The sequence below is a fragment of the Desulfobacula toluolica Tol2 genome, assembly GCF_000307105.1.
In the GTDB taxonomy this organism is placed as follows: domain Bacteria; phylum Desulfobacterota; class Desulfobacteria; order Desulfobacterales; family Desulfobacteraceae; genus Desulfobacula; species Desulfobacula toluolica.
Genome location: NC_018645.1, coordinates 2,058,150 through 2,083,033, shown reverse-complemented (window position 1 = coordinate 2,083,033; position 24,884 = coordinate 2,058,150). Strand labels below are relative to the sequence as shown.

Annotated in this window: 22 protein-coding genes; 6 read left to right on the top strand and 16 right to left on the bottom strand. The window is 41.6% G+C overall.

The genetic code is table 11. The features are described from left to right. Window positions 1-2: 2 nt before the first annotated feature. The 9 genes from TOL2_RS09580 to TOL2_RS09530 all read right to left on the bottom strand — a co-directional run bounded on the left by TOL2_RS09580 (window position 3) and on the right by TOL2_RS09530 (window position 12,392). Entirely contained in the window at window positions 3-1,160 is a 1,158-nt protein-coding gene (locus TOL2_RS09580; RefSeq protein WP_041279924.1) for a 4Fe-4S dicluster domain-containing protein, read from the bottom strand. Window positions 1,161-1,180: 20 nt separating this feature from the next. Further along, entirely contained in the window at window positions 1,181-1,603 is a 423-nt protein-coding gene (locus tag TOL2_RS09575) for a hydrogenase iron-sulfur subunit (RefSeq protein ID WP_014957290.1), read from the bottom strand. A gap of 32 nt (window positions 1,604-1,635) precedes the next feature. After that, complete coding sequence (locus tag TOL2_RS09570; RefSeq protein ID WP_148278089.1) at window positions 1,636-5,136, bottom strand: NAD(P)-binding protein; 3,501 nt, start codon at window positions 5,134-5,136, stop codon at window positions 1,636-1,638. 38 nt (window positions 5,137-5,174) lie between these two features. Beyond that, entirely contained in the window at window positions 5,175-6,821 is a 1,647-nt protein-coding gene (locus TOL2_RS23590) for a hybrid sensor histidine kinase/response regulator (RefSeq protein WP_014957288.1), read from the bottom strand. A 340-nt stretch (window positions 6,822-7,161) separates the two neighbouring features. Then, window positions 7,162-7,614 (bottom strand): NifB/NifX family molybdenum-iron cluster-binding protein, encoded by a 453-nt coding sequence (locus TOL2_RS09550; RefSeq protein ID WP_158406091.1) that lies wholly within the window; start codon window positions 7,612-7,614, stop codon window positions 7,162-7,164. A 186-nt stretch (window positions 7,615-7,800) separates the two neighbouring features. Beyond that, on the bottom strand, window positions 7,801-8,343 hold the full coding sequence (locus tag TOL2_RS09545; protein ID WP_014957286.1) for a NifB/NifX family molybdenum-iron cluster-binding protein: 543 nt from the start codon (window positions 8,341-8,343) through the stop codon (window positions 7,801-7,803). Window positions 8,344-8,676: 333 nt separating this feature from the next. After that, window positions 8,677-10,038, bottom strand: a complete 1,362-nt coding sequence (locus tag TOL2_RS09540) for a sigma-54 interaction domain-containing protein (RefSeq protein WP_014957285.1) — start codon at window positions 10,036-10,038, stop codon at window positions 8,677-8,679. Between the two features lie 134 nt (window positions 10,039-10,172). After that, window positions 10,173-11,447 carry a cation diffusion facilitator family transporter gene (locus TOL2_RS09535; RefSeq protein ID WP_014957284.1) on the bottom strand — a complete coding sequence of 425 codons (1,275 nt, stop codon included), beginning with the start codon at window positions 11,445-11,447 and terminating at the stop codon, window positions 10,173-10,175. 69 nt (window positions 11,448-11,516) lie between these two features. Beyond that, a complete protein-coding gene (locus tag TOL2_RS09530; protein WP_014957283.1) occupies window positions 11,517-12,392 on the bottom strand; it encodes a methylenetetrahydrofolate reductase in 876 nt (291 codons plus the stop codon). A gap of 370 nt (window positions 12,393-12,762) precedes the next feature. On the opposite strand from TOL2_RS09530, the gene TOL2_RS09525 reads away from it, so the two are divergent. After that, window positions 12,763-14,763, top strand: coding sequence for an oxidoreductase (locus TOL2_RS09525; protein ID WP_014957282.1), 2,001 nt, complete (start codon window positions 12,763-12,765; stop codon window positions 14,761-14,763). Window positions 14,764-14,891: 128 nt separating this feature from the next. On the opposite strand, the gene hpf is transcribed toward TOL2_RS09525, so the two are convergent. Further along, window positions 14,892-15,275, bottom strand: coding sequence for a ribosome hibernation-promoting factor, HPF/YfiA family (gene hpf / locus TOL2_RS09520; protein ID WP_014957281.1), 384 nt, complete (start codon window positions 15,273-15,275; stop codon window positions 14,892-14,894). A gap of 786 nt (window positions 15,276-16,061) precedes the next feature. On the opposite strand from hpf, the gene dctP reads away from it, so the two are divergent. From dctP to TOL2_RS09505, 3 genes are all read left to right on the top strand, one after another. Continuing rightward, window positions 16,062-17,126, top strand: coding sequence for a TRAP transporter substrate-binding protein DctP (gene dctP / locus TOL2_RS09515; protein ID WP_014957279.1), 1,065 nt, complete (start codon window positions 16,062-16,064; stop codon window positions 17,124-17,126). Between the two features lie 60 nt (window positions 17,127-17,186). Then, window positions 17,187-17,699 (top strand): TRAP transporter small permease subunit, encoded by a 513-nt coding sequence (locus TOL2_RS09510; protein ID WP_014957278.1) that lies wholly within the window; start codon window positions 17,187-17,189, stop codon window positions 17,697-17,699. A 74-nt stretch (window positions 17,700-17,773) separates the two neighbouring features. Continuing rightward, window positions 17,774-19,081: a TRAP transporter large permease gene (locus TOL2_RS09505; protein WP_014957277.1), complete on the top strand. Its 1,308-nt coding sequence runs from the start codon at window positions 17,774-17,776 to the stop codon at window positions 19,079-19,081. Between the two features lie 47 nt (window positions 19,082-19,128). Here TOL2_RS09505 and TOL2_RS09500 read toward each other — a convergent pair whose 3' ends face one another. The 3 genes from TOL2_RS09500 to TOL2_RS09490 all read right to left on the bottom strand — a co-directional run bounded on the left by TOL2_RS09500 (window position 19,129) and on the right by TOL2_RS09490 (window position 21,404). Beyond that, window positions 19,129-19,650: an adenine phosphoribosyltransferase gene (locus TOL2_RS09500; RefSeq protein ID WP_014957276.1), complete on the bottom strand. Its 522-nt coding sequence runs from the start codon at window positions 19,648-19,650 to the stop codon at window positions 19,129-19,131. A 57-nt stretch (window positions 19,651-19,707) separates the two neighbouring features. Further along, the gene (mtnP, locus tag TOL2_RS09495) at window positions 19,708-20,454 is read right to left on the bottom strand and encodes an S-methyl-5'-thioadenosine phosphorylase (RefSeq protein ID WP_014957275.1); all 747 of its coding nucleotides are present in this window, start codon (window positions 20,452-20,454) and stop codon (window positions 19,708-19,710) included. Window positions 20,455-20,594: 140 nt separating this feature from the next. Beyond that, window positions 20,595-21,404, bottom strand: coding sequence for an SAM hydrolase/SAM-dependent halogenase family protein (locus TOL2_RS09490; RefSeq protein WP_014957274.1), 810 nt, complete (start codon window positions 21,402-21,404; stop codon window positions 20,595-20,597). A 135-nt stretch (window positions 21,405-21,539) separates the two neighbouring features. Here TOL2_RS09490 and TOL2_RS09485 point away from each other — a divergent pair, with 135 nt between their 5' ends. After that, on the top strand, window positions 21,540-22,013 hold the full coding sequence (locus TOL2_RS09485) for a CYTH domain-containing protein (RefSeq protein ID WP_014957273.1): 474 nt from the start codon (window positions 21,540-21,542) through the stop codon (window positions 22,011-22,013). Between the two features lie 70 nt (window positions 22,014-22,083). Here the strand turns inward: TOL2_RS09485 and TOL2_RS09480 are convergent, their stop codons facing one another. Genes TOL2_RS09480 through TOL2_RS09470 form a run of 3 tightly spaced genes read right to left on the bottom strand, consistent with a single transcriptional unit; the run spans window position 22,084 to window position 24,053 of the window. Continuing rightward, window positions 22,084-22,530, bottom strand: a complete 447-nt coding sequence (locus TOL2_RS09480) for a hypothetical protein (RefSeq protein ID WP_014957272.1) — start codon at window positions 22,528-22,530, stop codon at window positions 22,084-22,086. Beyond that, complete coding sequence (locus TOL2_RS09475) at window positions 22,530-23,510, bottom strand: 4Fe-4S dicluster domain-containing protein (protein ID WP_014957271.1); 981 nt, start codon at window positions 23,508-23,510, stop codon at window positions 22,530-22,532. The genes TOL2_RS09480 and TOL2_RS09475 overlap by 1 nt, the downstream gene beginning before the upstream one ends. Window positions 23,511-23,519: 9 nt before the next feature. Continuing rightward, a complete protein-coding gene (locus tag TOL2_RS09470; RefSeq protein WP_148278087.1) occupies window positions 23,520-24,053 on the bottom strand; it encodes a thioredoxin family protein in 534 nt (177 codons plus the stop codon). Between the two features lie 470 nt (window positions 24,054-24,523). Here TOL2_RS09470 and TOL2_RS09465 point away from each other — a divergent pair, with 470 nt between their 5' ends. Further along, window positions 24,524-24,883: a DsrE family protein gene (locus tag TOL2_RS09465; RefSeq protein WP_014957269.1), complete on the top strand. Its 360-nt coding sequence runs from the start codon at window positions 24,524-24,526 to the stop codon at window positions 24,881-24,883. Window position 24,884 lies beyond the last annotated feature (1 nt).

Below are 24,884 nucleotides of genomic sequence, written 5' to 3'. Positions count from 1 at the left end.
GATTATTCTTTTGCCACACCAACTATGCTCTCAAACTCTTGTTCATTAAAAACCGATAAGGGAGGCAATTGATTTTCGTCTGTTCCGGGAGAATATTCAAAGGCTGCCTGGGTTTGTTGAGCCACGCTCTTGAACAGCTCAAAAACATTGATATCGCTGGGGCATGCATTTGAACACTGACCGCATCCCACACAGGCATGACTCATATGGGCCATCCGGGTGAGATGATAAAAAACCGTATCCGTGGGCATTTTGATACTCCCCTTTTTTTCAGCCCACTGGTGATATTGAACCGGCTGATGATAAAACACATCCGTATTAAAGACGCACTCTTTGCAATAGCAGACCGGGCACATGTTCCGGCAGTTATAGCAGTTGATGCACCGGTCAAAAAAAGCATTGAGTTTTACGATACTGTCTGTCTTATCGGTGATGTCGCAAATCATTGCCTGATTGGCTGTTGAACGGGCCTGTTTTATCTGAGCCATGATCTGATCTCGTTTCTCCGGCAGTACAACCTCCGGCATTTCAAGGCTTTCCAGAATCTTTTGCCCCGTTTCACTGTCTGACTCCACCACCACCCCCGTTGAAAGATCAATACCGTGAAGAAGAATATTCAAGTCACTGTTGATGGGAAACGGATTCTCACAGGTGTTACAGGCACTGCTGAATGTAAAACCTTCTATAGTTTCATTTTTGTCTGAGGTTTCATTGTTGCCTGAAAACACCGCCTCAACATAGGCATCATCGGTCAAAGGCGATCCTTTCATGTACGCTGCACAGTCAGACGATGTCAATGCTTTGGGGCAATCCATGCCCATAAGAATCAACTCCTGCCGGGAGCCTTGTTTGAGCTTTACCAGTTCAATAAAAGCCCGGATTTCACAAGGCCGTAGCAATACGGCAGTTTTTCTTCCGGACGCCTTATAGGAAAGACGAGATACCATTCTTGCCGAATTAAGCGCAAAAGCAGGGCTTAAAGGTATGGCATTCTCCAATTGATCCGGGCTGGTCACAAGAGACGGCATAATGGAACTTGACCCTTCTAAGCGAACCGGCAGAAAAAGAGCATCAATATTGCTGGTTTCCAGAAGCCGTTTGAAAAACAACTGCAATCCTTTGATCAGGCTGTTATCCTCACGCTCTATTTTGCATATCATGGCAGTTTTTTTCCTTTCCATCATATGACCTTGCTCAACCTTGTCTGAGAAGGTCCCATTTCAATTATTTGATCATTGAGCTTCGTCATGACTTGAGAAAATTCAATGCCGTCGCTTGCCCCTATCCATGTCAGCCTCAGCCGGTCCCTTTCAATTCCAAATCGCACAAGAATTTCTTTCAACAGCTTGATCCGGCGTCTTGCCTTGTAATTGCCGTTGATATAGTGGCAGTCGCCCGGATGGCACCCACTGATTAAAACCCCGTCAGCTCCTTCAAGAAAAGCCTTGATAACATATTGGGGATCAACCATTCCCGTACACATGACCCGGATCAGGCGAATATTATCAGGATAGGACAATCTGGATGTCCCTGCAAGATCCGCAGCCGTATAGGTACACCAGTTGCAGACAAAAGCGATGATAACCGGTTGAAAATTTTCCATTTAATTCTCCTTTTGCCAGTGGGTTGATATCTTTAAAAAATTCCGCTGATTTCCGCGAAAATCTGTTTTTTGGTAAAATGGCGGCTTTGTGCCGCACCGCTGGGACAAACCCCGGAACAACTGCCGCATCCTTTACATACCGCTTCATTGACAACAGACACCAATCTTCGGTCGTCAAATTCAATGGCTGAATAAGGACACAGGCTGATACAGCTTTTACACCCTACACAAACATCAGGATCAATAAATGAAATTGTAGGAGCAATATCAACCCGGCCTTTTGCAGCAAGAGACAATGCTTTTGCCGCAGCGCCCGATGCCTGGGACACGGTATCGGGTATGTCCATGGGCTTTTGACAGCATCCGCAAAGAAACACGCCTTCTGTTGCCGTATTCAAAGGAGCCAGCTTTGGATGTTCTTCGAGAAAAAATCCATCCGCCCCCTGGTTAACGCCAAACACCCTTCCCACATCCCCGGCATCTTGCCTTGCCTGGATGGCTGTGCAAAGAATGATCATGTCCACGGGCACTCTGACAAGTTCCCCCAAAAGGGTATCTTCCGCAATGGCAATCAGCTTTCCCTGTTCAGACGGCTTGTCGGGTTTATCCGTGATCTGTGCCACTTTGCCCCGGATAAAAATTGTTCCCTCTTCCTGGCACCGCTTGTAAAACTCTTCATATCCCTCACCAAAACAGCGCATATCAATATAAAAATCATAGACCTTTGTATCATGACCTACTTTTTCCTTGATCAGGTGCGTATATTTTAAGGCATACATGCAGCAAACCCTTGAGCAGTATTCGTGGAAATTCACATCCCGGCTGCCTATACAATGAACAATTGCCACGCTTTCAGGCGGTTTTACAAATTCATTGTTTTTGTCGCGCATCAAAATTTTACCTCCGGTAGGACCGGTGGCATTGCTTAAGCGCTCAAATTCAAGGGCTGAAAACACATTGGCAAACCTGCCATAGCCGAATTGTTTCATAGGGGTTGGCTCCAGGGTATCATAACCTGTGGCAAGAATAATGCTGCCTGCCTGCAACTGCACGGTCTTTTCCTTCATAAAATGGTCTATGGCCTTTGCCTCACAAACAGACATACATTCCATGCATTCACAGCAGGTGGCACAGTTCAAACACCGCTGCGCTTCCTTTACGGCCTGCTCTTCCGTCAAAGTGGCCTCAACTTCCTCATAGGAAAGAACCCTTTGTTCAGGATCAATAGAGTGAACACAGACCCTCTCTTCAACCATTGTGTTTGAAGGAATTTCAGAATAATTTTCAAGTTTCACGGCTTGATTTGCATCATTACCATGATCTGTCTCTTTGCCATTGTAAATATCATTGTCATCCTTATGCGTTTGAATCTTGTTTATATAATTATCAATACCTGTGGCTGCCTTTCGTCCCTGGGCAATGGCTTCAATGACAGTGGCAGGACCCGTAACCATATCCCCACCTGCAAACACATTTTCAAGAGATGTCTGCAAAGTGTCGGGATGGGTCTTTATACGATTGAAGGAAGTGATCTCAAGACCGGGCATTGAGTTTGCCCATGACAGGTCTGTTTTCTGCCCAATGGCCGGGATGATGGTGTCGCAGTCAATCACAAATTCAGACCCCAAGATATTTACCGGTCTTTGTCTTCCTGAATCATCTTTTTCACCCAGTTTATTTTTAATGCACTCAATACCGGCAACCCTGCCGTCCCTGGTTATAATTTTGGCAGGTGTTGTCAGGGTTAAAATCTCAATATTCTCCTCAAGAGCTCCTGTAATTTCTTCTTCATAGGCCGGCATCTCCTGCCTTGTCCGCCGGTATATGATGGTGACTTCACAGTTGCCGGTTCGTTTTGCACACCTTGCAGCATCTATGGCCACGTTACCGCCTCCAACAATCATCACTTTTTTGCCGCAGTCTGTCTTGCATCCCAAGTTCACATCCCGCAGAAAACTGATGGCATCCATAACGCCTTTTGCGGAAGCTTCCCCTTCCAGACCAAGTGTGAGAGATTCATGGGCACCTGAACTTAAAAACAGTGCGTCAAACCCCTCTTTTTCCAGGCTTTCAAAAGTAATATCCTTTCCAAACGCAGTATCTGTAACAAGGTTGATACCGTGGGCGAGAATGGTGTTTATTTCTCCGTCAAGCACGTCTGACGGCAACCTGTAGTCCGGGATACCGGTTTTGAGCATACCTCCTGGAACGGACAGTTTTTCAAAAACAGTTACCCGGTATCCTTTAAGGCGCAGAAAATAAGCAGCTGTCAGCCCGGCAGGCCCGGCACCGATCACGGCAATTTTTTCTTCCCGGTCCAAAATTTCAGGAATGTATGTATCTTCAAGGCTTGCCCTGTCTGCTACAAATCGTTTCAGCTCTTTGATGGCTATGGGTGCATCCACAAATTTTCGCCGGCATTCAGCCTCGCACGGATGTGGGCATACTCGTCCCAGCACGCCCGGAAACGGGGCTTTTTCCATAATCAAACGAAACGCCTGATCATATTTTTTTTGTTTAACCAGTTGAATATATCCCTGCACATTTATCCCGGCAGGACAGGTTAACCGGCAGGGGGCTGTCTGTTTTTTCTCAATATTATAGGTGATGGGTATGGCCTGGGGAAAGGCCCTGCCGATTGCTTTTCGTTGAGCCATGCCCATGTCCCAGGGATTGGGAATAAAAACCGGGCACACCTTTGCACATTCACCGCAACCAGTACAAAGATTTTGGTTGATATACCGTGATTTTTGCCTGACATCCACTGTAAAATTACCGATAAACCCAGACACGTTGGTGACCTCACTGAAACTGAGCAGCTCAATATTCGGGTTCTGCCCCACTTCCACCATTTTTGGAGTCCCAATACAGGCGGCACAGTCAAGAGTTGGAAAGGTTTTGTCAAATTGAAGCATATGGCCGCCAATAGTTGTATCTTTTTCAATCAAATATGCCTTGTGACCTGAATTTCCGACATCAATGGCCGCCTGCATACCTGCAATGCCGCCACCGACGATTACAACATTTGGATTAACGCCCGATGTTTTTGTTTCAAGATGATCATGAAATTTCACCCGTTGAATGGCAGCCGTTACCAGGTGCATGGCTTTTTGGGTGGCAAGCAATTCATCCTCGGTCACCCAGGAGACCTGTTCTCTTACCGAAGACATTTGAAAATAGTATGGATTAAGCCCTGCCCGCCTGCAGGCTTCCATGAATGTTTTTCCATGAAGTCTCGGAGAGCAAGATGCCACCACCACCCGGTTCAGACCCAGTTCCCGGATGTCCTTTTCAATCATGGCCTGACCAGGTTCCGAACACATGAATTTATAATCCCTGGACACAATTATTCCCTCAAGGGTCTCGACATATTCCCTGACAGCTTCAACATTCACTTTGCTTGCAATGTTCAACCCGCAATGGCAAATGTAAAACCCTATCCTGCAGGGTTGAAATCTCAACAAAGCTGTCTTGCCGAATTCCGGTTTTTCAGATGCAAATTTGTTGGAGCCGGGCGCAAGCTTCTTGAACATGGACACCTCCAGTATGGTTGATATTTTTTTACGGTTCTTTAAACACCCGATTGCTTTGGGGGAAGTTTAATTACAAATTCAGAGCCTTTTTCCAGAGTGCTTTCCACAACGATTGTGCCTTTGTGTTTTTCAATAATTCCATAAGTTAAAGACAGCCCCAAGCCAACCCCGTAGCCTTCATTTTTTGTGGTAAAAAAAGGTTCAAAAATAAAATTTATATCATCTTTTGAGATCCCCTTTCCATTGTCTTTTATGGCAATAAAAACAAGGTTTTCTTTTGAATCAAAGCCTGTTTTAATCTCCAGACGCCCGCCATTTGCCATAGCGTCAATGGCATTGAAGATCAGGTTAATCATGCATTGTTCAAGCTGATTAAAATCGCCGCAAATATGGGGGACATCGGTATCGTATTTCTCTTGTATAATGATATTGCTCAACTCAAGCTTATGTCTGCACAATAAAAGACTGTGTTGAATTAATTCAGCCACATCAATACTTGTTTGTTCCAGCTTTGTTTTTCTTGAAAATTTCAACAGGCCGGACACAAGATCCGAGCATCTCTGGGTCTCGGCTTCTATGATTTCAAGATAGGAGTTGAACTTGTTGAACCGCTCCTGCAACCTGTCCTGCAACCGGGTTTGTGTCAGATCCGGTTCCATGCCAGATTTAAGGCCAGACTTCATGCTCAAGCCTCTCTCTGATCCTATGTCAGAATCTTTTTTACTGATACGGATCATGAGCCTTATATAGTTCAAGATTCCTGACAAGGGATTGTTGATTTCATGAACCATGCTTGAAGCAAGCCGTCCCAAAGAGACCATTTTTTCCCGGTGAAGCAGTTTTGCCTGATCCGTTACTTCCTGCTCCAGGGTTCTAAGATCCCTTAAATCACTAATGAAAAGCACCATGCTGTTTGGGACCGTTTCCTGGGATAGAATAAACCCTGAAACCTGGACAGGGATATCTTTTTGTTCCACTGAAAGCATGGAGGTTTCATAGACAAACAACCTGTTCTTACCACCAAAATCACTGCCGGACAAATCTTGTTTCAGTTTTAAAAACCGGTGGGGTTTGAAAAACGACATCACTTTCATTTTGTTTAATACCAGGGCTTTGGGATACCCCAGCAGTTTTTCCATACTCCGGTTATAGGTTACAATGATATCGTTTTCATTACATCCAAGGATTCCGTCCATTGAATTTTCAATGAGACTGCTCTGAAAATTTACACTCTTTACCAGCTCAGAGCTGGTTTTTAAATTTTCATTTTCAAGCAGGGTAGTGTAATCAGACAATTGTTTTTTATCAACATACCGTTTCATGGCCCGCTTCAATGCCTTGTGCAAAGCGTCATCATCAATGGGCTTTGAAATAAAATCAGACGCATCATATTGCAGAGCTTTGACGGCTTTTTCAATATCGCCAAACCCTGTGGTAATAATGACTTCTGTTTCCGGTTTCAGTTTTTTGATTTTTTCAAGGACTTCAAGGCCGTTCAAGCCGGGCATTTTAATGTCCGTGATAACGATCTGGGGTTCTTCTCTTGTGGTGAGCATGAGACCCGTATACCCGTCAGGAGCACAAATAACTGAATATCCGGCATCTTTCAGGATGATTTCCATAACATCCCGGATATCTTCGTCATCATCTATCAGAAGTATCTTCCAGTTTACGGGCAGGTTCATTGGACCTCCTGTTGTTTGTAATCTTTAAAGAGAGCAAACAGCATGCCAAAAAAAATAGAACTATAATTTCACAATTGATTCCTTTAATTATTAAGGAGTTAAAAAATCATACCATCTCATGAAAAATTACCAGCAAAGCCTATCAGTGCAATATTGCAATCCTATAATGATGCAATATTGCACTGATAGGTCGGATCACTTTGCACCCACGTTACCAAGTATAGCAGCTTAACAGCATTATCCAATAGAGCCTGATTCGATAGGATTTGCTCCGATAAAACTTGACCCGATAAAACCTGACCAATTGAGACAGCACCAGAATTTTGCAAGAATCCTCCTTTCATACCATAGAATCGTCCTCTCTGCATCCAGGCATTAAAAAAGACGGACCAAGAGGATTGCCTTTGGCATAAGCTTCAAGCACCTGGTTAACATTGCCGCCGATAAAGGGGATCAGCTTAATGGCGCAAGCCTCAATCAATGTAGAATGAATTTCTGAAATTGCCCCACAGATCAGGACTTCAATACCAAAATGACTTAAATCCTCTGTAAGGCGAGCCTCAAATTGAGGGTTAAATGATTGATAGGACATTTTTTTTATTTTTTCATTTTTGATGTCCGCAATTAAAAGCTTGTGAGCAGAATCAAAAACAGGGGAAATTTTCTCATCCCAAACCGTAATTGCAACTTTCATCCTAAATTTTCCTTTCTTGAATAACTGCCTCGGCAGACTTGGTCTTTCACCTTGGTTTGCCCACAACAAAGATTGAAAGTCGCTGTTTGGATTTTTCAAGACTTTCATATAAATTAAGATGTATCGCAAAGAGCATGCCACCTATGCCCCAAACGGTTAAAAATAAATTTTTCATTTAATTATAATCAGTTATATAAAATTTAATCCATGTCCTTAAAAAAAACTCAACCTCTGCAAAAAAGTAAAATTGTGTAACAATGCAATTTTAAGACTCTACCATAAATTTTAACGATTGCCGCCGCCCATACCGCGTCCACCGCCCATTCCGCGACCACCGCCCATTCCTTGTCCACCTCCACCGCCCATGCCTCGACCGCCACCACCGCGTCCACAGCCGATTCCTCTTCCGCCACCCATGCCTCTTCCCTGGCCTTGCGGCATCGCATTACCCTGACCTGCCATATCCTTCACACCGGCCTTTTCGTCAACCGTTGGATTAACCGAAGGGGTCAATTCTCCATTTTTAAATTTTTCTACAACATCCTTGATTAAGCCCGCCTGCCCGGTAACAACCTTTATTTGGCTTTCGGAAAAAACACCCATGGCGTTAGGGCCGCAATTACCGGTCAAAACAACCTCCACGCCCTTTGAGTTCATGAAACCCGCTGACTGAATACCAGCGCCCCCACCAAGGGATTTATACTCATTTTCAAACACTTCAATATTCATATCATCCATCCGGATAATCATAAAATACGCACATCTGCCAAATCTCGGATCGATCTGGGAATTCATATCTTTTCCTGTTGAACTGATACCTATTTTCATACCATTCTCCATTATTAATATTCCTTACACAAAACAATCTTTAACATACTGAAATTAAAGATCTTTCATTATCCTTTGTAGCAGAGTGATCTGCCATGGCTGTTATTGAGACATACCCTTCTTTTTTATTTAATTAATTATTTAAGTTATACCTAACTTACAAATTTAGTTATCGCAAAGAACATGCCAGAGGTTATTATATTTCCAAATAAAAAAAATACTTATAATCACAGATAATTACAAAAACTATATTATGGATTGAATTTTTTCAGATGATAACAAAATGCAAAAATGCAACAGTATAGAGACTGAACAGTGCAGAATGCCGGGAAATTATTTTTTTTTGGATCGCCCATCAATTTTCGGCAGCTTGATCCCGAGCCTATCAATTTTCCTGAACAGGGTACTTTTGTGTATCCCCAAATCCCTGGCCGTGGCATTTCTGTCATAATTATTTTTGCTCAAGTAGGCTCTTATCACTTTTATTTCTGCTGCTTTCAAGGGAAACCGTGACGTGCTGTCTTCTATTTCCATCATGACTTGCCGGGTAAGCGAAGACGGAAGATGATCCGGGGTGATCTCCCCTTTGGAACACAGCACAAAGGCATGCTCAATAATATTTTCCAGCTCCCGTATATTGCCCGGATAATCATGGGCCATAAGAATTTCAAGAGCTGTTTTACTTAACCCTCTGACAAATTTTCCCTGGATTTTATTTAAGGCCGCAATAAAATGATCTACAAGAAGAGGAATATCCTCCATTCTTTGCTTGAGCAGCGGCAGTTTTAATTGCACCACATTGATGCGGTAAAACAGATCCTGCCTGAAAATATTTGCATCCACCATTTGAGACAGATTTTTATTTGTGGCTGCAATGATCCTTATGTTTATTTGTTCTTTTTTAACCGCCCCAAGAGGTAAAACCGCCTGTTCCTCCAAAACCCGAAGAAGCTTTACCTGGAACGAAGGACTCGTATCCCCAATTTCATCCAGCAAGACCGTCCCTTCATTTGCCATGGATAATTGTCCTGGTTTGTCCTTTGTTGCATGGGTAAACGCACCGGCTTTATAACCGAACAATTCTGATTCCAGAAGAGTATCCGGCAGTGCGCTGCAATTAATCGCAACAAAAGGAGCGTCTTTTCTCGGACTCAGATCGTGAATCGCCTTTGCCATCAATTCTTTACCCGTACCTGTTTCTCCCATGATCAACACGGTACTGTCACTTTGAGAAATTTGCGGTAAAATTTTAAATATGCTTCTCATTGACTGGGCCTGACTGATCATATCTCCCATTTGAAAGCTGCCATTCAATTTTTTTCGCAGTTCCTCCACAAGGCTGTGGTCCCTGAAAGTCTCAACGCCACCGATAATATTCCCGTTTTCATCTTTTAACAAAGAGGTAAAAACCGTTGTGGGAATCCGTTTTTTTTTACAATTAATGATATATGTAAAACTGCTGAAAAATGATCGGCCTTCCTGCATGGTTTTTTTTAGTGCACATTCGTTCTGGCACATGTTTGATCGAAACACATTCCAGCAATGCTTACCAATGGCTTCTTTTCGTGATATGCCGGTAATTTTTTCAGCCCCATGGTTAAAGGACATGATTTTCCACTCATGGTCAACCGTAAAAACACCGTCAGATATGCTTTCAAGAATTGTTTCTGTCGTGTTCCGGGTAAATGTATCCAATATTATTATTTCCCCCTCATTGGCATTGCACCATAAAAAGTTACCGGAGAACCCGTTTTAGATTGGTATTAGTTTTTCATAAACCGCAAAAGGGATCAAGAATTTTTGTGATATCTTTGCGTTTAATTTATATTTTAAAAATTTATTTTGGCTTTATCAGGTCGGGTAATGGGATCAAGTTTATTTTCCTTATACAGGCTGATAATTTCTTTTACGCTCATTTCTCTATCAATTTTAATGATATCAACATACGAATTTTTTAACATATGAAATGAAATTTCACCAATACTTGAAACAAACAAAAGGTTAATCTTGTAATCAATAATTGCTTTTACGACATTAACGCCGACATGCCCTTTTTTATCAAGAAAATCATTAGCCAGATAGGACTCAATCTCCATTAAACCATGACCAATATTTAAAATAATAAAATAAGGCGCCCGTCCAAAATGCTTATGAAGTATGGAATCAAGACCGTTTTTATCCTGAACGGGTATCACCGCAGTTTCAATTGTCTCTTTTTCCGGTTCAACATGAACAAAAACAGATGCAATATTATCATATTTCGTCAACAGCATATTTTCTGCAATATCCGCCAGTTCATGAGATTTATACAATACCAGGGACGGTGTTGTTTTAATGATGCAATTGACGATTTTAAAAGGGCCGGACTGCCGTATTTTGACGTCGCAAACCCCCTGAACCCCCTGAATTTGGTTCAATTTTTCCTCAATTTCCATCTTCAAATCCGTATCCATGTTGGCATCCATCAAAACCATGATGGATTTCCATGCGGTTTCTATACCAAGTTTCATGATCAATACTGCTATCAAAACAATAACTGCACCTTCCACATAGGCAATCTGTGCATAAACACACAAAATTCCCACAAGAACAAACAAGGATGTAAAAATATCAAAAAAAGCTTCCTGTGATGTGGCCAAAAGGGCCTGTGATCCAATGGCTTTTCCAATGGCCCGCTGCTTAACGGCTAAAACAGATGCAACGACACAAGAGACAATTGATGCCCCAATGGGAAAAACGGGGAAACCATTCCGGGAATTGATCATAAAAAGCTTGTGCCACCCTTCCTTAAACAAATCAATACCTATGAAGGCAATCAATATCCCTATCAAAAGACAGGCAAGGGTTTCCGCCCTGTAAAGCCCGTATGGAAATTTACTGGATTTTTTCTTTGACGCAAAGATAAGACCGAAAAGAGATGAAAGGTTGATCAAAATATCCGCACCGCTGTGCCATGCATCTGCAACTAAAAGAGGAGAGTTAAACCGATAGCCGACAAATGCTTTCAGCAAAGCTAACGCGAGTATGAGCAGCGTTGATAACAGGGCTATATGCTGCCCTTTTTTCAATTGTTCCCTTTTATCAATAATCTTTGAATTTTCCATTTTGTCAAAACACTTTTGAACCGGTCAATTCCATACGGGCAATATAAATATCAGATCTGCCGCAGCAGTTTATAAAAGATTTTCCTGTTTTAATTGAGCAATAATCTCACCTGTGGATTTACTTCGATCCATGGTATAAAAATGAAGTCCGGGAACGCCTTGTTTTAAAAGTCCCCTGCACTGTTCCGCGGCAAAGTCTATCCCCAGCTTAACAGCTCCTTCCTTGTCTTCAGAATCAAGAGAATTTAATTTTTGATCCAATTCGTCTGTAATGGCTGATCCACAGATTTTTGACAGCATCCGTGTCATTTTAACCGTATATACCGGCATTATACCGGGAATAATGGGAACGTTGATTCCTTGATCTTTACATTTATCCACATAATTGAAAAAATAATCATTATCATAAAAATACTGTGCCACGACATACTCAGCACCATTATCGACTTTCTGTTTCAGGTATTGAATATCCTGATCCAAATTTTTTGCCTCAATATGACCTTCCGGATATCCTGCACACCCAAGTGTAAAATCATAATTTGACTTGATAAATGAGATAAGGTCCGATGCATACAAAAAGCTGTCCGGGTGAAGGGCTGCATCATCTGTCTTTGGTTGATCGCCCCTGATAACAAAAATGGTTTCAACACCCAACTCCCTGTAGCTATCCAGAACCTCCCTGATGTCATCCGGGCCAAGCCCATACCCGGCAATATACGCGACCGTGGGCATTTTTTTATCAACAATCAATTCCTTAACTGTTTGATACGAACCATCCCGTGTAGACCCTCCGGCCCCGAAGGTAATGGACATATAGTCTGGATTGTACGCGGCCAGGGTATCAATCAATCCGCCGAATTTCTCAGATGCTGCCTGATTTCTGGGTGGAAAAAATTCCATTGAAATTACCGGTTGTTTGTTTTTATATAACTCATTCACACGCATGGTGACCTCCTTGAAAATATTTTTATCATCATCTTATATTATAATCGTTCTGCTAAATTACAGCCAAATTTTCAATTATATTTGCAATCCGTGTGCCACGAAGCAACAAATCGAAAAAAGATAATAATCAACTTAAATTTTAACGACTTATAAGAAAAAAATCTTACTTCCATAAAAGCGAAATAAAAAAAGGATCGCAATTTTGCACCTTTTTGTTTCCTGATTCATTATATTACTTCATTTCTTTTAGACTCTGAATCATGCATAATAAATTTGGATACTGAAAAACACACTAAAACACAAAAAAATTTATGACGTTCAAATAGTTAAACAACTGTTAAACAAAATAACATCAGGTATAGGAGGTACGATGAGAGACCCCATCTTTGAACCTATCACAATCAATACTCTCAACATTAAAAACAGGATCTATCTGCCTGCAATGCACCTTGGAATGGCTCAAGATTTTAAAATTACAGATCAGATTATTGATTTTTATGCCCTGAGGGCCAAAGGCGGTGCCGGCATGATTTGTACGGGTTATGCAACAGTTGATGAACTTTCCGGCAATACACAAACGATAGGCGCACATAACGATAAATTCATTCCAGGTCTTAAACGACTTTCAAAAGCGATCAAAGAGAACGGATCGCTTGCTGCAATCCAGATAAATCATGCAGGAAGATATAACTTTTCCTCTTTTCTTAAAGGCAAACAACCGGTAGCGCCTTCTCCCATTGCCTCAAGACTGACCAAAGAAATTCCAAAAGAAATGACGGTTAATGAGATAAAAAAAACGGTTAAAGCATTTGCCAAGTCTGCATCACGGGTCAAAACAGCAGGCTTTGATGCGGTTGAAGTATTAAGCGGAACCGGATATTTAATCAGTGAATTTCTTTCTCCTTTAACCAATCACCGGACCGACCGGTATGGCGGCAGTTTTAAAAACAGGATGAGATTTGGAATTGAAGTTGTTCAAGCTGTAAGGGATTCGGTGGGGAAAGACTTCCCCTTGATTGTCAGGATGAACGGCAATGATTTCATGCCAGGCGGAAATTCCAGGCATGAAATCATGGAATATGCAAAAGCTCTTTCCTTTGGTCTTGCTGATGCTCTTTGCATCAATGTGGGATGGCACGAAGCAAGAGTCCCCCAGATAGTGGCATCTGTTCCAAGGGGCGCGTTTGCATATCTTGCAAGAGGAATCAAACAAGACGTAACCATACCTGTCATTGCCAGCCACAGAATTAATGACCCTAAAACTGCAAGACAGATGCTTGATGACGGTCTCTGTGATATGGTGGCCATGGGCCGCAGCCTTATTGCAGATCCAATGCTTCCTGAAAAAACAAGACACGGCAGGGAAAATGAAATCATCCATTGCATTGCTTGCGCCCAAGGATGTTTTGACAATCTTTTTAAGCTAAAACATGTGGAATGTCTGTGTAATCCATTAGCAGGCCATGAAGGGGCAACACCTGTTAAAAAAATAAGTTATCCCAAAAAGGTTCTTGTGGCAGGAGGCGGTGTTGCCGGAATGACAGCCGCCCTTGCGGCACACTCAAGAGGCCATGATGTTGTCATTTATGAAAGCGGCACCAGGCTTGGAGGACAACTTTACCTGGCAGCCGCCCCTCCGGGAAGAGAAGAATTTGCACAACTTGCAAAAGATCTTGAAACCCAGATTTCCGTAAAAAACATACCTGTTGCCTTAAAAACAAAAGTGGATGAACAACTGATCAAAAAACAAAATCCAGACACCGTCATTCTTGCAACCGGTGCCAAACCTGTTGTTCCATCCATCCCAGGAATAAATCTTCCCCATGTTGTGAAGTCATGGGATGTTCTGCAGGACAATGTCTGTACCGGCAGAAAAATTGCCATTATAGGAGGCGGTGCCGTTGGGGTTGAAACCGCCCTTTTCCTTGCAGAAAAAGGGACTTTATCGGCTGAAATAGTAAAATTTCTTCTTGTAAACAGGGCTGAAGACCCCGAGACTCTATTTGAAATGGCAACCTGTGGCACCAAACAAATCACTCTAATCGAAATGTTGGACAAGGTGGGCAAAAATATAGGAAAATCAACAAAGTGGGTTATGATGCAGGATCTTGAAAGACATCATGTAAAGACCATGACTGACAGCAAAGTTATAGAGATTACACCCAGAGGTCTGAAAATTGAAAAAGCAGGCAACAGGCATGAAATAGATGCTGATACTGTTGTCGTAGCTGCCGGTTCTGCACCGAACAATCCTCTTGAATCAATACTAAAATGCTTGAATAAGGACTATAAAGTTGTCGGGGATGCCAGACAGATCGCATTGGCATTTGATGCTGTTCATCAAGGTTATAAGGCGGGATTAGACGTCTGACCTCTAAGGATATGATTTAAAATTTTCAATTCAAAAAAGACATATTATTGAACTGACAATAGTTAACCTGCAGTATTATTCAGGGAATTGCCGCAAAGGTCTGACAATTCCCTGAACAATAATTGCGTCTATTCGCTTATTTGGTCAGTCATCTCGCTATCAGAAGAACTTGACGGCGAATTAAATTCTGTTGAATCATCTTTAATGCTCTGTTTATTTCCAGACAGATGCTGCCTTATTTTTTCTTTATGCTTTGTGATCTGTAGTTTTATTTTGTCTGCCATTGCATCAATGGATGAATACATACTTTCAGATTCTTCTTTTGCATGAATCCTTAATTTATCACAATTGAGGTTTATTTCAGCTATATGTCTTATTTTTTCAACGGATAGAACAATATGAGCTTCTGCCGGATGATCAAGCATTTTATCAAATCTATCCATTTTTTTTTGAACGTAAGATTTTAAGGAATCTGAGGAATCAATCTTATTAAAAGTAACACTTATTTTCATAGCATCTCCCTGAAAAATTATTTTTATTCACGATACCACATCTCAAAATTACTATCAACGACGGTTAACGGATATCAGGTATAAAAATTTATCTGCCAACTCCACTTCTATAAGATCATGTATAAGGTCCAAAACTGAAATAGACCTTAATGCGTTTAACATTTCAGGCTATTTCAAAAAAATGGAACCTACAATATTTTGTATTGCAAATAAAATAAAATAAAACCATAGGAATAAAATTTAGACATAAAAACACTTCAAAGGCCTCAAAAAAACAAAACTAAAGAATATTTTTAAATCATTCAACCTGAACACGGACACGGACACACCTTGTATTTGAAAACAAATTACATCTTTTTGACAAGGTCGTGTTTACATCAGACAAAAAAGACGTATATAATACCTTTCAAATCTATGTAATAAGGCTTTAGGAATTTTTTATGGCAAAAAACTTGAATGCAAATTTGGTAAAGGTGTTTTTGATGCCGTACAAAATGGTACTCCCATTGCTACTTTTGCTAATCCAGGTGAAATATTCGGGGAAATGAGTGTTTTTGAAGGTATTCCCAGAACAGCTATTGCTTGACAGCCAAATTCCCATGTGTTTGAATGTCGCTCAAAAAATGTTTTAATTAGAGTGCTTTTCAGTCGGTTGATTACTAAATACAAATAAAACATTCAAATGAATCAGCACAATTACTAAAATAAAGCTATTGATTTTCCTTCAGGTTATTCAAAATAATAATCATATGCTTAAAAGAAGAAAAACCGAAAAAGGAGAAAGACATGAACTGGGGAAAAAGTCATTTCAATGTCCATAGAAATATGGCCATAGCATTGATAATCGGAACATTAATTTTATTTTTTGCCCCTTCTGCCATGGCAAAGAAGATAACTCTTCGCTATGCAAGCTACAATCCTCCAAGGGGAATGGGAGCGCAGACCGCTATTTGGATGATGGACGAGATTACAAAAAGATCAAAAGAAGATGTAAATTTTCAGCAGTACTTTGGCGGGACGCTTATCAAAGCAAGAGAAACTCTCAGAGGAATCCAGAGAGGCACTGCTGATATGGGTTATCTTTTTGTTCCCTACTTTCCAAAAGAATTACAAACCTGGACAGTGGCAGAACCCTTTGTTCAGGGTCCGGTATCCCCTGCCAGGCGGGGAAGTTTTTTCTGGGAGCTTTACGACAACTCTCCTGAGATGGAAAAGCAACTGAAACAATGGAACCAGAAAGTTGTGGCAATTAGGGTATTTGGCATGCACAGCGTGGGCGGATCAAAACCCATCAAATCCCTGATAGACCTCAAAAACCAGCGGGTTCGGTGTGCAGGAGGATATGATGCTTTGCATATGGGTGATTTTGGTGCCAAAATTGTTTTTCTCAAAGGTTCCGAAGTATATTCAGCCATGCAAAAAGGTGCTGTGGATGCCAATTATACGCCCCTGACGTCTTATTACAAATACCGGTTATATGAAATCGGAAAAAATCCTCATTTGTTGCTAATCCCACAGTTTGTCGGTTCAATAGGGCTGGTAACAATCAATTTAGATACCTGGAACAATCTGTCGGCTGATTTAAAAAAAATCATTTCCGAGGTCGGCAGAGAATATAGCCGGATTCAGGATGAAAAAATCCGGGAATTGGAAAAGGAATACATCGAGAATATGAAGACTAACGGGTGTAATATTTTCCAAGTATCCAAAGAAGAAATCAAGAACTGGGCAGAAGTCACACAAGGACCAAGCAAAATAAAATGGATAACCTCTGCCAGGGAACAGGGTGTTTCAGGTGCTGAACAACTGCTTGAACGAACGGAGAATCTCATCAGAAAGTATACGGAATAGCTGCCTGTCACAAATTTAAAATACAAAAAGGTTTATATGGTACAGGAGGTTCCTCAAGCCATGAAAATAGTGAATAAAATGTTTGGATCAGCGGGAGGAATACTTATCGGTGCCATGATGTTACTGGTTGTTGCCGAAGTCTCTAACCGCCTTTTTTGGGGAAGTTCAATTGAAGGCGCAATAGAGATTGAGGGTATATTCCTGGCACTGGCAATTTTCCTGGGATTTTCCCCATGTGAGGAAGAAAAAAAACACGTCAGGGTTGAACTTGTAGCTGCCCGTTTGCCCAAAAAATTTAAAACCTTCCTGGATATCATCGTTTATATAACCGCCGTAGGTGTGGTTGCCGTCATCACATGGCAGGTAGGCCTTGACATGATAAGTTCCTGGAGCATACGAGAGACTTTGCCCGGAGCAAAAGTGCAAGTGCCTGTATACCCCGCAAAGGCGGCTGCTTTCATAGGATATTTTGCCTTTTTTATTCAGTTGATGGTAAGCCTGGCGAGTATCATAAGGACTCAAAGGCGGTCGGAGAGCCAAACCATGAGACCGTCGAAAAAAAGAAATTTATAATGAAGCTTTTTTCTTAACTAACGGCCATGACAGATCACTATGCAACTAAAATTGATTACTAAGGAGTTATAGGTATGGATCCGACTCTTACCGGTGTCCTGGGAATTGTTGTTTTACTCATTTTTATATTGAGCGGTCTCCATGTAGGATTAGTCCTGATTTTGGTCGGCGGACTGGGCAGTGTCGTGCTTTTAGGGATTCAGGGAGGACTGAATATCCTGGGCACAACTCCGTTTGCCGTGGCATCTGCATATGATCTTACCCCCTTGCCTCTGTTCTTGCTTATGGGAGCATTGGCTGCCAATGGAGGACTTGGTGCTATCGCCTACGATGCCATGGTAAAATGGATCGGCACGGTAAGAGGAGGGCTTGCCATTGCAAGCACTTTCGGCTCAGCCTTTTTCGGACTTGCATGCGGCTCATCTCTTGCTGCGACAGGTGTCTTCACAAAAGTAGCGCTTCCGGAAATGCTGAAACGCAATTACAATAAGGAACTTGCCATCGGTAGCATTGCTGCGGCAGGGACTTTCTCCACCATGATGCCCCCTAGCGGCCTTTTGATCATATATGCTATTTTCACGGAAGAATCCATTGGTCAACTTTTTATGGCAGGCATTATCCCGGGGATTATTACTGCTGTTTCCTATGCCGTCTTAATTTATTTCAGGGTTCGAAGAAATCCAGATCTGGCACCAATAACAACAGAACGCTTTGACAGGCGGACAAAACTGATATCTCTGGCACAGACCTGGCCTATCTTTTTTCTTGTAGGCCTGGTATTGGGCGGCATCTTTGCAGGGTGGTTCACAGCCACTGAGGCCGGTGGTATTGGCGCTTTCGGCGCTCTTATCATTGTGTTCATTTACAAAGGCTTTCGTGGTGCCAACCTGTTGGGGGCGCTTATGGATTGCATGAGAACCAATGGCATGATTTTTCTGGTGATCATCGGGGCCATTGTGTTCGGACGATTTCTCAGTGTCACTCAAATACCGGTAAACCTTGCCACATACCTGAGTGAGCTTACAATTCCCATGCCGATGATTTTGCTGGGTTTTCTGATCATGTACTTTGTTCTGGGTATGTTTCTTGACGCCGTTGCAATTCTTTGCATAACACTTCCGGTTGTCTTTCCCGTAATTGTCCACCTTGGCTTCAACCCGATCTGGTTCGCTATTATCGTGATAAAGGTTACGGAAATAGGACTGGTTACACCCCCCGTAGGGATGAATGTTTATGTTGCGGCCAGCGCAGCAGAAGGCCAGGTGTCTTTAACGGATGTTTTCAAGGGTATTGCCCCTTTTATTTTTTGCGATATTTTTATACTGGCTCTGTTGATCGCCTTTCCACAAATTGCCTTGTTTCTTCCCGGCCTCATGTTTTAAAAAACAACCGGGCAGAAAAAAAATTTATCCTGCCCGGAAACTTATCATTATTCGCCGTCAAATTCCGTGATGGCAAATACATTGCAACCTTGAATCTGTTCTCTGCCTTTCAACTCCGGCAGTTCAACAACAAAGGCGCATTCAACAATATCTGCGCCCAGTTTTTTTACCAGCTTAACTGTTGCTCCGATCGTTCCGCCGGTGGCAATCAAATCATCAACAATGACGACTTTCTCTCCTTTTTCAACAGCATCTTCATGAATTTCAAGAGTATCTTCTCCGTATTCCAGGGTATAGGTTTCCTCAATAGTGTTCCAGGGCAGCTTGCCTTTTTTTCTGACCGGAACAAACCCGATCCCCAGTTTATAGGCCAAAACCGCACCAAAGACAAACCCCCTGGCATCAATCCCGACTATTTTTCCAACATCCTGGTCCTTGTACCTTTCATACAAGATATCACACGATTGACCATAGGCCTGAGGATTTTGCATCAATGTAGTCAGATCTCTGAACACAACGCCTTCAATTGGCCATCCAGGTATGCTTCTTATTGTCGTTTTAACATCCATTTATTTTTTCCTTTACTATAATATTATGTTTTTCACTATTATTATGTTCACTATTGCTTATTTTAATCCCTGTACAACCGTTACAAGCAGTTTTTTTACATTATTGGCATTATGATTGAATACGGCCAGGATCTCATCCCAGGTAACAGGCGCTTCATCCTCTTTCCAGCAGTCATAATCCGTTGACATGGCAACGGCAGCATAAGGGATACCGGCTTCATTTGCCAGCATGGCTTCTGGGGCTGTTGACATATTGATCACATCCGCTCCCCAGATTCTGAACATCTTTGATTCCGCAACCGTAGAAAACCTAGGCCCTTCGATGGTAACAACGCATCCTTTGTCATGAACCTCTAAATCCAGTTTTTTTGCGGTTTCATAAAGTTTTTTGCGCAATCCTTCATCAAAAGGATGAGCCATGGCGGTATGAACGGCACCATTCTCAAATGAGTCTGCAAAGGTGTTCTTCCTGAATCGTGTAAAATCAATAAACTGATCCAAAACAACCAGGTGCCCCCGGTCTATTTGTTCACGCAAACTGCCGCAGGCCGTGGTGGCAATAATATGGGTAACCCCTGCCTGCTGAAGCGCTTTGATATTGGCCCGGTTGTTTACCTGGGTGGGGCTGAACTGGTGATTCCGGCCATGGCGGCTGAGAATAACAGTCTCGACATCATTTATCTTCCCGGACAACAAAAAGGAAGAAGGGACTCCATATTCCGTGGAGATATCAAGTTTTTCCGGGTCTTTTAAAATATCAGGATCATCAAGCCCTGATCCACCGATAATGCCGATTTTAAACATTTATTTCTCCTATCAAATTTAACTTTCTGTTTTAAACTTTAATCTTTTCTTTTACTTTTTTGTTTATAACAAGCGCCTAACATAATTGGATTAACTTATCAAGAATGGAATAAGAATAACCATATCTGAAAATTTGAGTATTATGGATCAACAATAACCAGCATTGCTTTATCCATACGTTTTACCGCAAGCCGTTGTGCTGCACTGGAATTTTTTACAGCAATCTCCATATAAGCGGAAGATGATCCGATGAGAAACAGTTCACCCTCTTGGGCAAAAGAATAACTGCTCACTGTTTTTTCAATCCTGATACCATTGATTTTAAGACAATACCGCTTGTTCTGCACAAATTGTCTGAATTTTGTTTCTTTAAGATTCAAGATCACGTTTCCAAACCAATCAATATGAATAACGGTCAATTCCATTGAAAAGGCAGTTTTGTCTATTCTTGGAAAATGATATTCAACACATTTTTCAAGGGGTTTGCCTAAAGTTGAAATATCTTCAATCCCCTTTGAAACATGGGCGGCCACAGGCGCAAAGATATCCCTGCCGTGAAACGTACTTGACACTGAATCTAAAAAAAAAGCTTTGTTGGCAAGATGAATAATGCGGTTGATTTTATTGTCACTGGCGGCTTTCCAGAGCAAGCCGTTATCCGGGCCCACAAAATAATAATCTTGGGTCTGAATACAGATCCCTTTGCGGCTTGAGCCCACACCTGGATCAACAATACAACAGAACACACTTCCCCTGGGAAAATATGAACAGGATGTACTCAATAAAAAAGAGCCGTGCAGGATATCCTGGGGATTTACCTCATGGCTCAGATCAATTACTTTTGATTCCGGGCTGACAGAGGCAATAACCCCTTTTAAAACCCCTGAAAATGAATCCTGACGGCCAAAATCAGTCAATAAAATGATGGGCTTTTTATCAATATTAGCCAAATTCAATCTCTCCCATTGATTTGAATGCATATTTAAATTATGACAGCACCATATCATATATCAACAATCGGAACGGAGTTGAACGGTTTTTATAAAAACAAAAAAAATTAACTATATTTAACAGGGGAGTTAACAATGGCCATTGAAATAGAAAAAAAATTTCTTTTAAAGTATCTTCCATCCTCGCTTTTGACCAACGGAATCCTTATCCGCCAGGGGTATATGGTAAATGAAAAAGAAAGAGTTGTCAGAATTCGCCTTGCAGGAGACAAGGCATTTTTGACTATCAAGGGTATAACCTGCAATGCCGCCAGAAAAGAGTATGAATATCCCGTCCCGCAACAGGATGCAAAAGAGATGCTCCAGTTGTTCTGCAAAGAACCCTTGATCGAAAAGACCCGGTATCATGTTGAATTCAAAGGTTTTGAATGGGTGATCGATCAATTTTCAGGAGACAACCAGGGACTTGTGGTTGCTGAAATAGAGCTGGATTCTGTTGATCAGGTGTTTGAAAAACCCGACTGGATTGGAAAAGAGGTCACTCATGACTCGGGATACTTTAATTCCAACCTGATTAAAAATCCCTATTCAACCTGGCAGATAAAATAGCCTTCACACAAAAAGAACAGATTTGAAAATTGGTCCCCACCAAACCAAGAATCTTTTAATTCAGATTATTTTAGCTTACCCACCTCTTTTTTAGGATCAAAGTATATGAGCTCACTATCAATAACATCACACAAAGGCTTAAATGAACAATATCCAAAGCAATAATTGTGGTGTGCGCAAAATAAATATGGGGAAGATTTTTAACCACCATAAAGGCCCCGGTGACAATCAATCCTGCAATTATTCCTGTTTTAAAGTAACCGTACCCGGTAATTCGATTGAATCCTGATCTTTTGAAAATAAAATCAAATACAACATATGTGGCAAGAGCAATCAATACAATGGCGGCAATATAATGAACCATATGCGTCACATAAAACCGGGCCAGCCAACCCAGCCCTGGAATGTCCGCTATATAATATCGCTTGAAAATCGGCATCTGCCCAAAACCGGACAAGGTAATAAAAACAAGGGTGACACCATAAATATAGTGTTTTAATTTTCTGGCAACTTTCATTATTTATCCTCCTTTGCACTCAGATAAAATTTTCCAAATGCGGCTGCAACACCGGCTATGGGCGCAATCAACATGGCTTTGGCAAGGTTGGTTCCATTTGCCATCATATTCTTGACTTTATTTAAATGGGGTTTGCCTTTTGATTTTTCAATCGTCTGGTTTAATTGATCAAAAGGGACAGGAGAAACATAAATGGTATGGGTTCCACCATTTTCGTGTTCACCATAAATATAGCCGTTCATCTCTCTTGCAAGGGCATGTGCTTTTTTCAAAATTTCACTTTTCGGCCCGATGGTCTGAACATCTTCCGGACAAGCCTCTATACAGGCCGGCACTTCGCCCTTTTCAAGCCGATTGTAACACCTGTCACATTTATACATGACCCCGTTTCCGGCAAAGGCAGGCAAAAGATCAAGATAAAGCCCGACACCTGTTTGTCTTTGCGGCACATCCCAGGGACAGACTTTTTTGCATTTTGAACCGCCAAGGCAAAGGTCTGAATCAATCCGTGAAAGACCGTTTTCTTCCTGTTTTAAGGCCCCCCAGGGACACAATTTGACACAGGGAGGATTTTCGCAATGCATACATCTCCGAGGAATGGTCAGTTCAATTTGCTCACCATTGACAGTGGCAGATGCATGCTGGATAAAAAGCCAGTTGTAGGGCGTCAGACGATCGGTCACATCTCTTCTTTCAGACCAGTCTTCCACAAGAACCCTGTCAGGAAACATTTTGGGAAATGGTTTTTCAGGATTTGGGTATTTGTTTTCATTGGCTTGCCGGCATGCATAGACACACTCTTCGCACCCAATGCATTTGCTGATGTCAATCAAGGTTGCCAAAGGCTCTTTTTTTTCACCGGACAAGGACCTGGCGGCCCTGGCAATGCTCGCGGTCGCTGCCACAGATCCAGCCACCGTAATTGAGCCCTTTAAAAATGCTCTGCGCGAAATCTTGGGCCTTATTTTCCTTGCGGTCATTGCATGCTCCTATAGAGTTTTGACAAATTCATTGAACGTCATTTTGCTATAACTTTTGGTATGAATATATTTTAAAATGTTTAAAAACTGTTTTTTTTCAACATATCCCGGGATACTGCTGATCTTTGAATTATCCGGTTCAAGAAACCATAGGGTTGGCAGTCCCTTGACCTTCCATTGTGTGGAAAGTTTCTGATTTTTATCAGTATCAACTGCAATACTGATAAAATTATCCCTTAGATAGCTTAACACTGCCTCATCCTTAAAGGTTGTTTTCTTGAGTTTCCGGCAATATGTACACCAGTCTGCATGAAAGTATAAAAAAACATGTTTGCCCTGTGTTTTTGCCATGGCCATGCCTTGATTGTAATCCTGCCAGGCAATATTTGACCCATCCCCATTTTGGCCGGACAATTCAGCTTTGCCAGACACTTTAGAAGGGAAAAACCCCGTCATGCTACCTGATTTAGAGTTGTTGTACATAAAGACACCAGCAACAGCAATACAAACAATAGCAACAACAAGTATGTTCTCTTTTTTCATGTTTTAATCCTTCAAATTTGAATTCAATTTTACCACATATCGCCAGGCCACTATTCTCTACAATTTTTAATATTTATTGTATTGTTATACAGTGCATAATTTTCACATGGCTATTTTTTATATTATATTTAGCATATAGCAACAAATATTAGTATTAGCAATAAATGTGCCAAAAATTATTTTCCATTACAAAATAATTTTCTGCGATCTTTGTGCCTGCAATATTATGTTGTTTTGCCAATTATTACCTTTTTCAGCCCTATTGCCGTGAACAGCACACTGAACCCGGTATATTAACAAAAAGTTAACAGTTCAAAAATAATAGCACAATTTACAGAATTTCAAAAGTCAAGTACCACTTTGTGTGCTTTACAGACAATTAAAGTTCATTTATGACTAAAGGTAATTTATGATAAAATAATAACCTCGCATAGAAAATTCTTTATTTACATTTATCAAAGGAGAATCCCATGACAGACAATGTTCTTATCACACTTGCCTGCGGCACGGACAACCCGAACCGCGCAACCCGCGCACTGTTTCTTGCCGCCCTGGCCCAGAAAAAAGGAAAAAACGTCACTGTCTTCTTGCTGGATGAAGCTGTTTATCTTGCCAGAGAAGGAGCTACAGAAAACCTGAAAGCCGCCACAGGAGACTCTGCCGATGATTCAATGGCGCACCTTCAGGCCCATGGGGTCCCGATTCTTGTGTGTACCCCCTGTGCTAAAGCAAGGTTTATTGAAGAAAAAGACCTTGCAGATTCCTGCAGAATGGCAACAGCAGCCGAACTGATTGATCTTGCCTGTGATGCCGCAACCATAAGCCTTTAAG

Coding starts and splice junctions, on each gene's coding strand:
- TOL2_RS09580 (WP_041279924.1), bottom strand. CDS start 1,160: ATGATATGCAAAATAGAGCGTGAGGATAACAGCCTGATCAAAGGATTG.
- TOL2_RS09575 (WP_014957290.1), bottom strand. CDS start 1,603: ATGGAAAATTTTCAACCGGTTATCATCGCTTTTGTCTGCAACTGGTGT.
- TOL2_RS09570 (WP_148278089.1), bottom strand. CDS start 5,136: ATGTTCAAGAAGCTTGCGCCCGGCTCCAACAAATTTGCATCTGAAAAA.
- TOL2_RS23590 (WP_014957288.1), bottom strand. CDS start 6,821: ATGAACCTGCCCGTAAACTGGAAGATACTTCTGATAGATGATGACGAA.
- TOL2_RS09545 (WP_014957286.1), bottom strand. CDS start 8,343: ATGAAAATAGGTATCAGTTCAACAGGAAAAGATATGAATTCCCAGATC.
- TOL2_RS09535 (WP_014957284.1), bottom strand. CDS start 11,447: ATGGAAAATTCAAAGATTATTGATAAAAGGGAACAATTGAAAAAAGGG.
- TOL2_RS09530 (WP_014957283.1), bottom strand. CDS start 12,392: ATGCGTGTGAATGAGTTATATAAAAACAAACAACCGGTAATTTCAATG.
- TOL2_RS09525 (WP_014957282.1), top strand. CDS start 12,763: ATGAGAGACCCCATCTTTGAACCTATCACAATCAATACTCTCAACATT.
- hpf (WP_014957281.1), bottom strand. CDS start 15,275: ATGAAAATAAGTGTTACTTTTAATAAGATTGATTCCTCAGATTCCTTA.
- dctP (WP_014957279.1), top strand. CDS start 16,062: ATGAACTGGGGAAAAAGTCATTTCAATGTCCATAGAAATATGGCCATA.
- TOL2_RS09510 (WP_014957278.1), top strand. CDS start 17,187: ATGAAAATAGTGAATAAAATGTTTGGATCAGCGGGAGGAATACTTATC.
- TOL2_RS09505 (WP_014957277.1), top strand. CDS start 17,774: ATGGATCCGACTCTTACCGGTGTCCTGGGAATTGTTGTTTTACTCATT.
- TOL2_RS09500 (WP_014957276.1), bottom strand. CDS start 19,650: ATGGATGTTAAAACGACAATAAGAAGCATACCTGGATGGCCAATTGAA.
- mtnP (WP_014957275.1), bottom strand. CDS start 20,454: ATGTTTAAAATCGGCATTATCGGTGGATCAGGGCTTGATGATCCTGAT.
- TOL2_RS09485 (WP_014957273.1), top strand. CDS start 21,540: ATGGCCATTGAAATAGAAAAAAAATTTCTTTTAAAGTATCTTCCATCC.
- TOL2_RS09480 (WP_014957272.1), bottom strand. CDS start 22,530: ATGAAAGTTGCCAGAAAATTAAAACACTATATTTATGGTGTCACCCTT.
- TOL2_RS09475 (WP_014957271.1), bottom strand. CDS start 23,510: ATGACCGCAAGGAAAATAAGGCCCAAGATTTCGCGCAGAGCATTTTTA.
- TOL2_RS09470 (WP_148278087.1), bottom strand. CDS start 24,053: ATGAAAAAAGAGAACATACTTGTTGTTGCTATTGTTTGTATTGCTGTT.
- TOL2_RS09465 (WP_014957269.1), top strand. CDS start 24,524: ATGACAGACAATGTTCTTATCACACTTGCCTGCGGCACGGACAACCCG.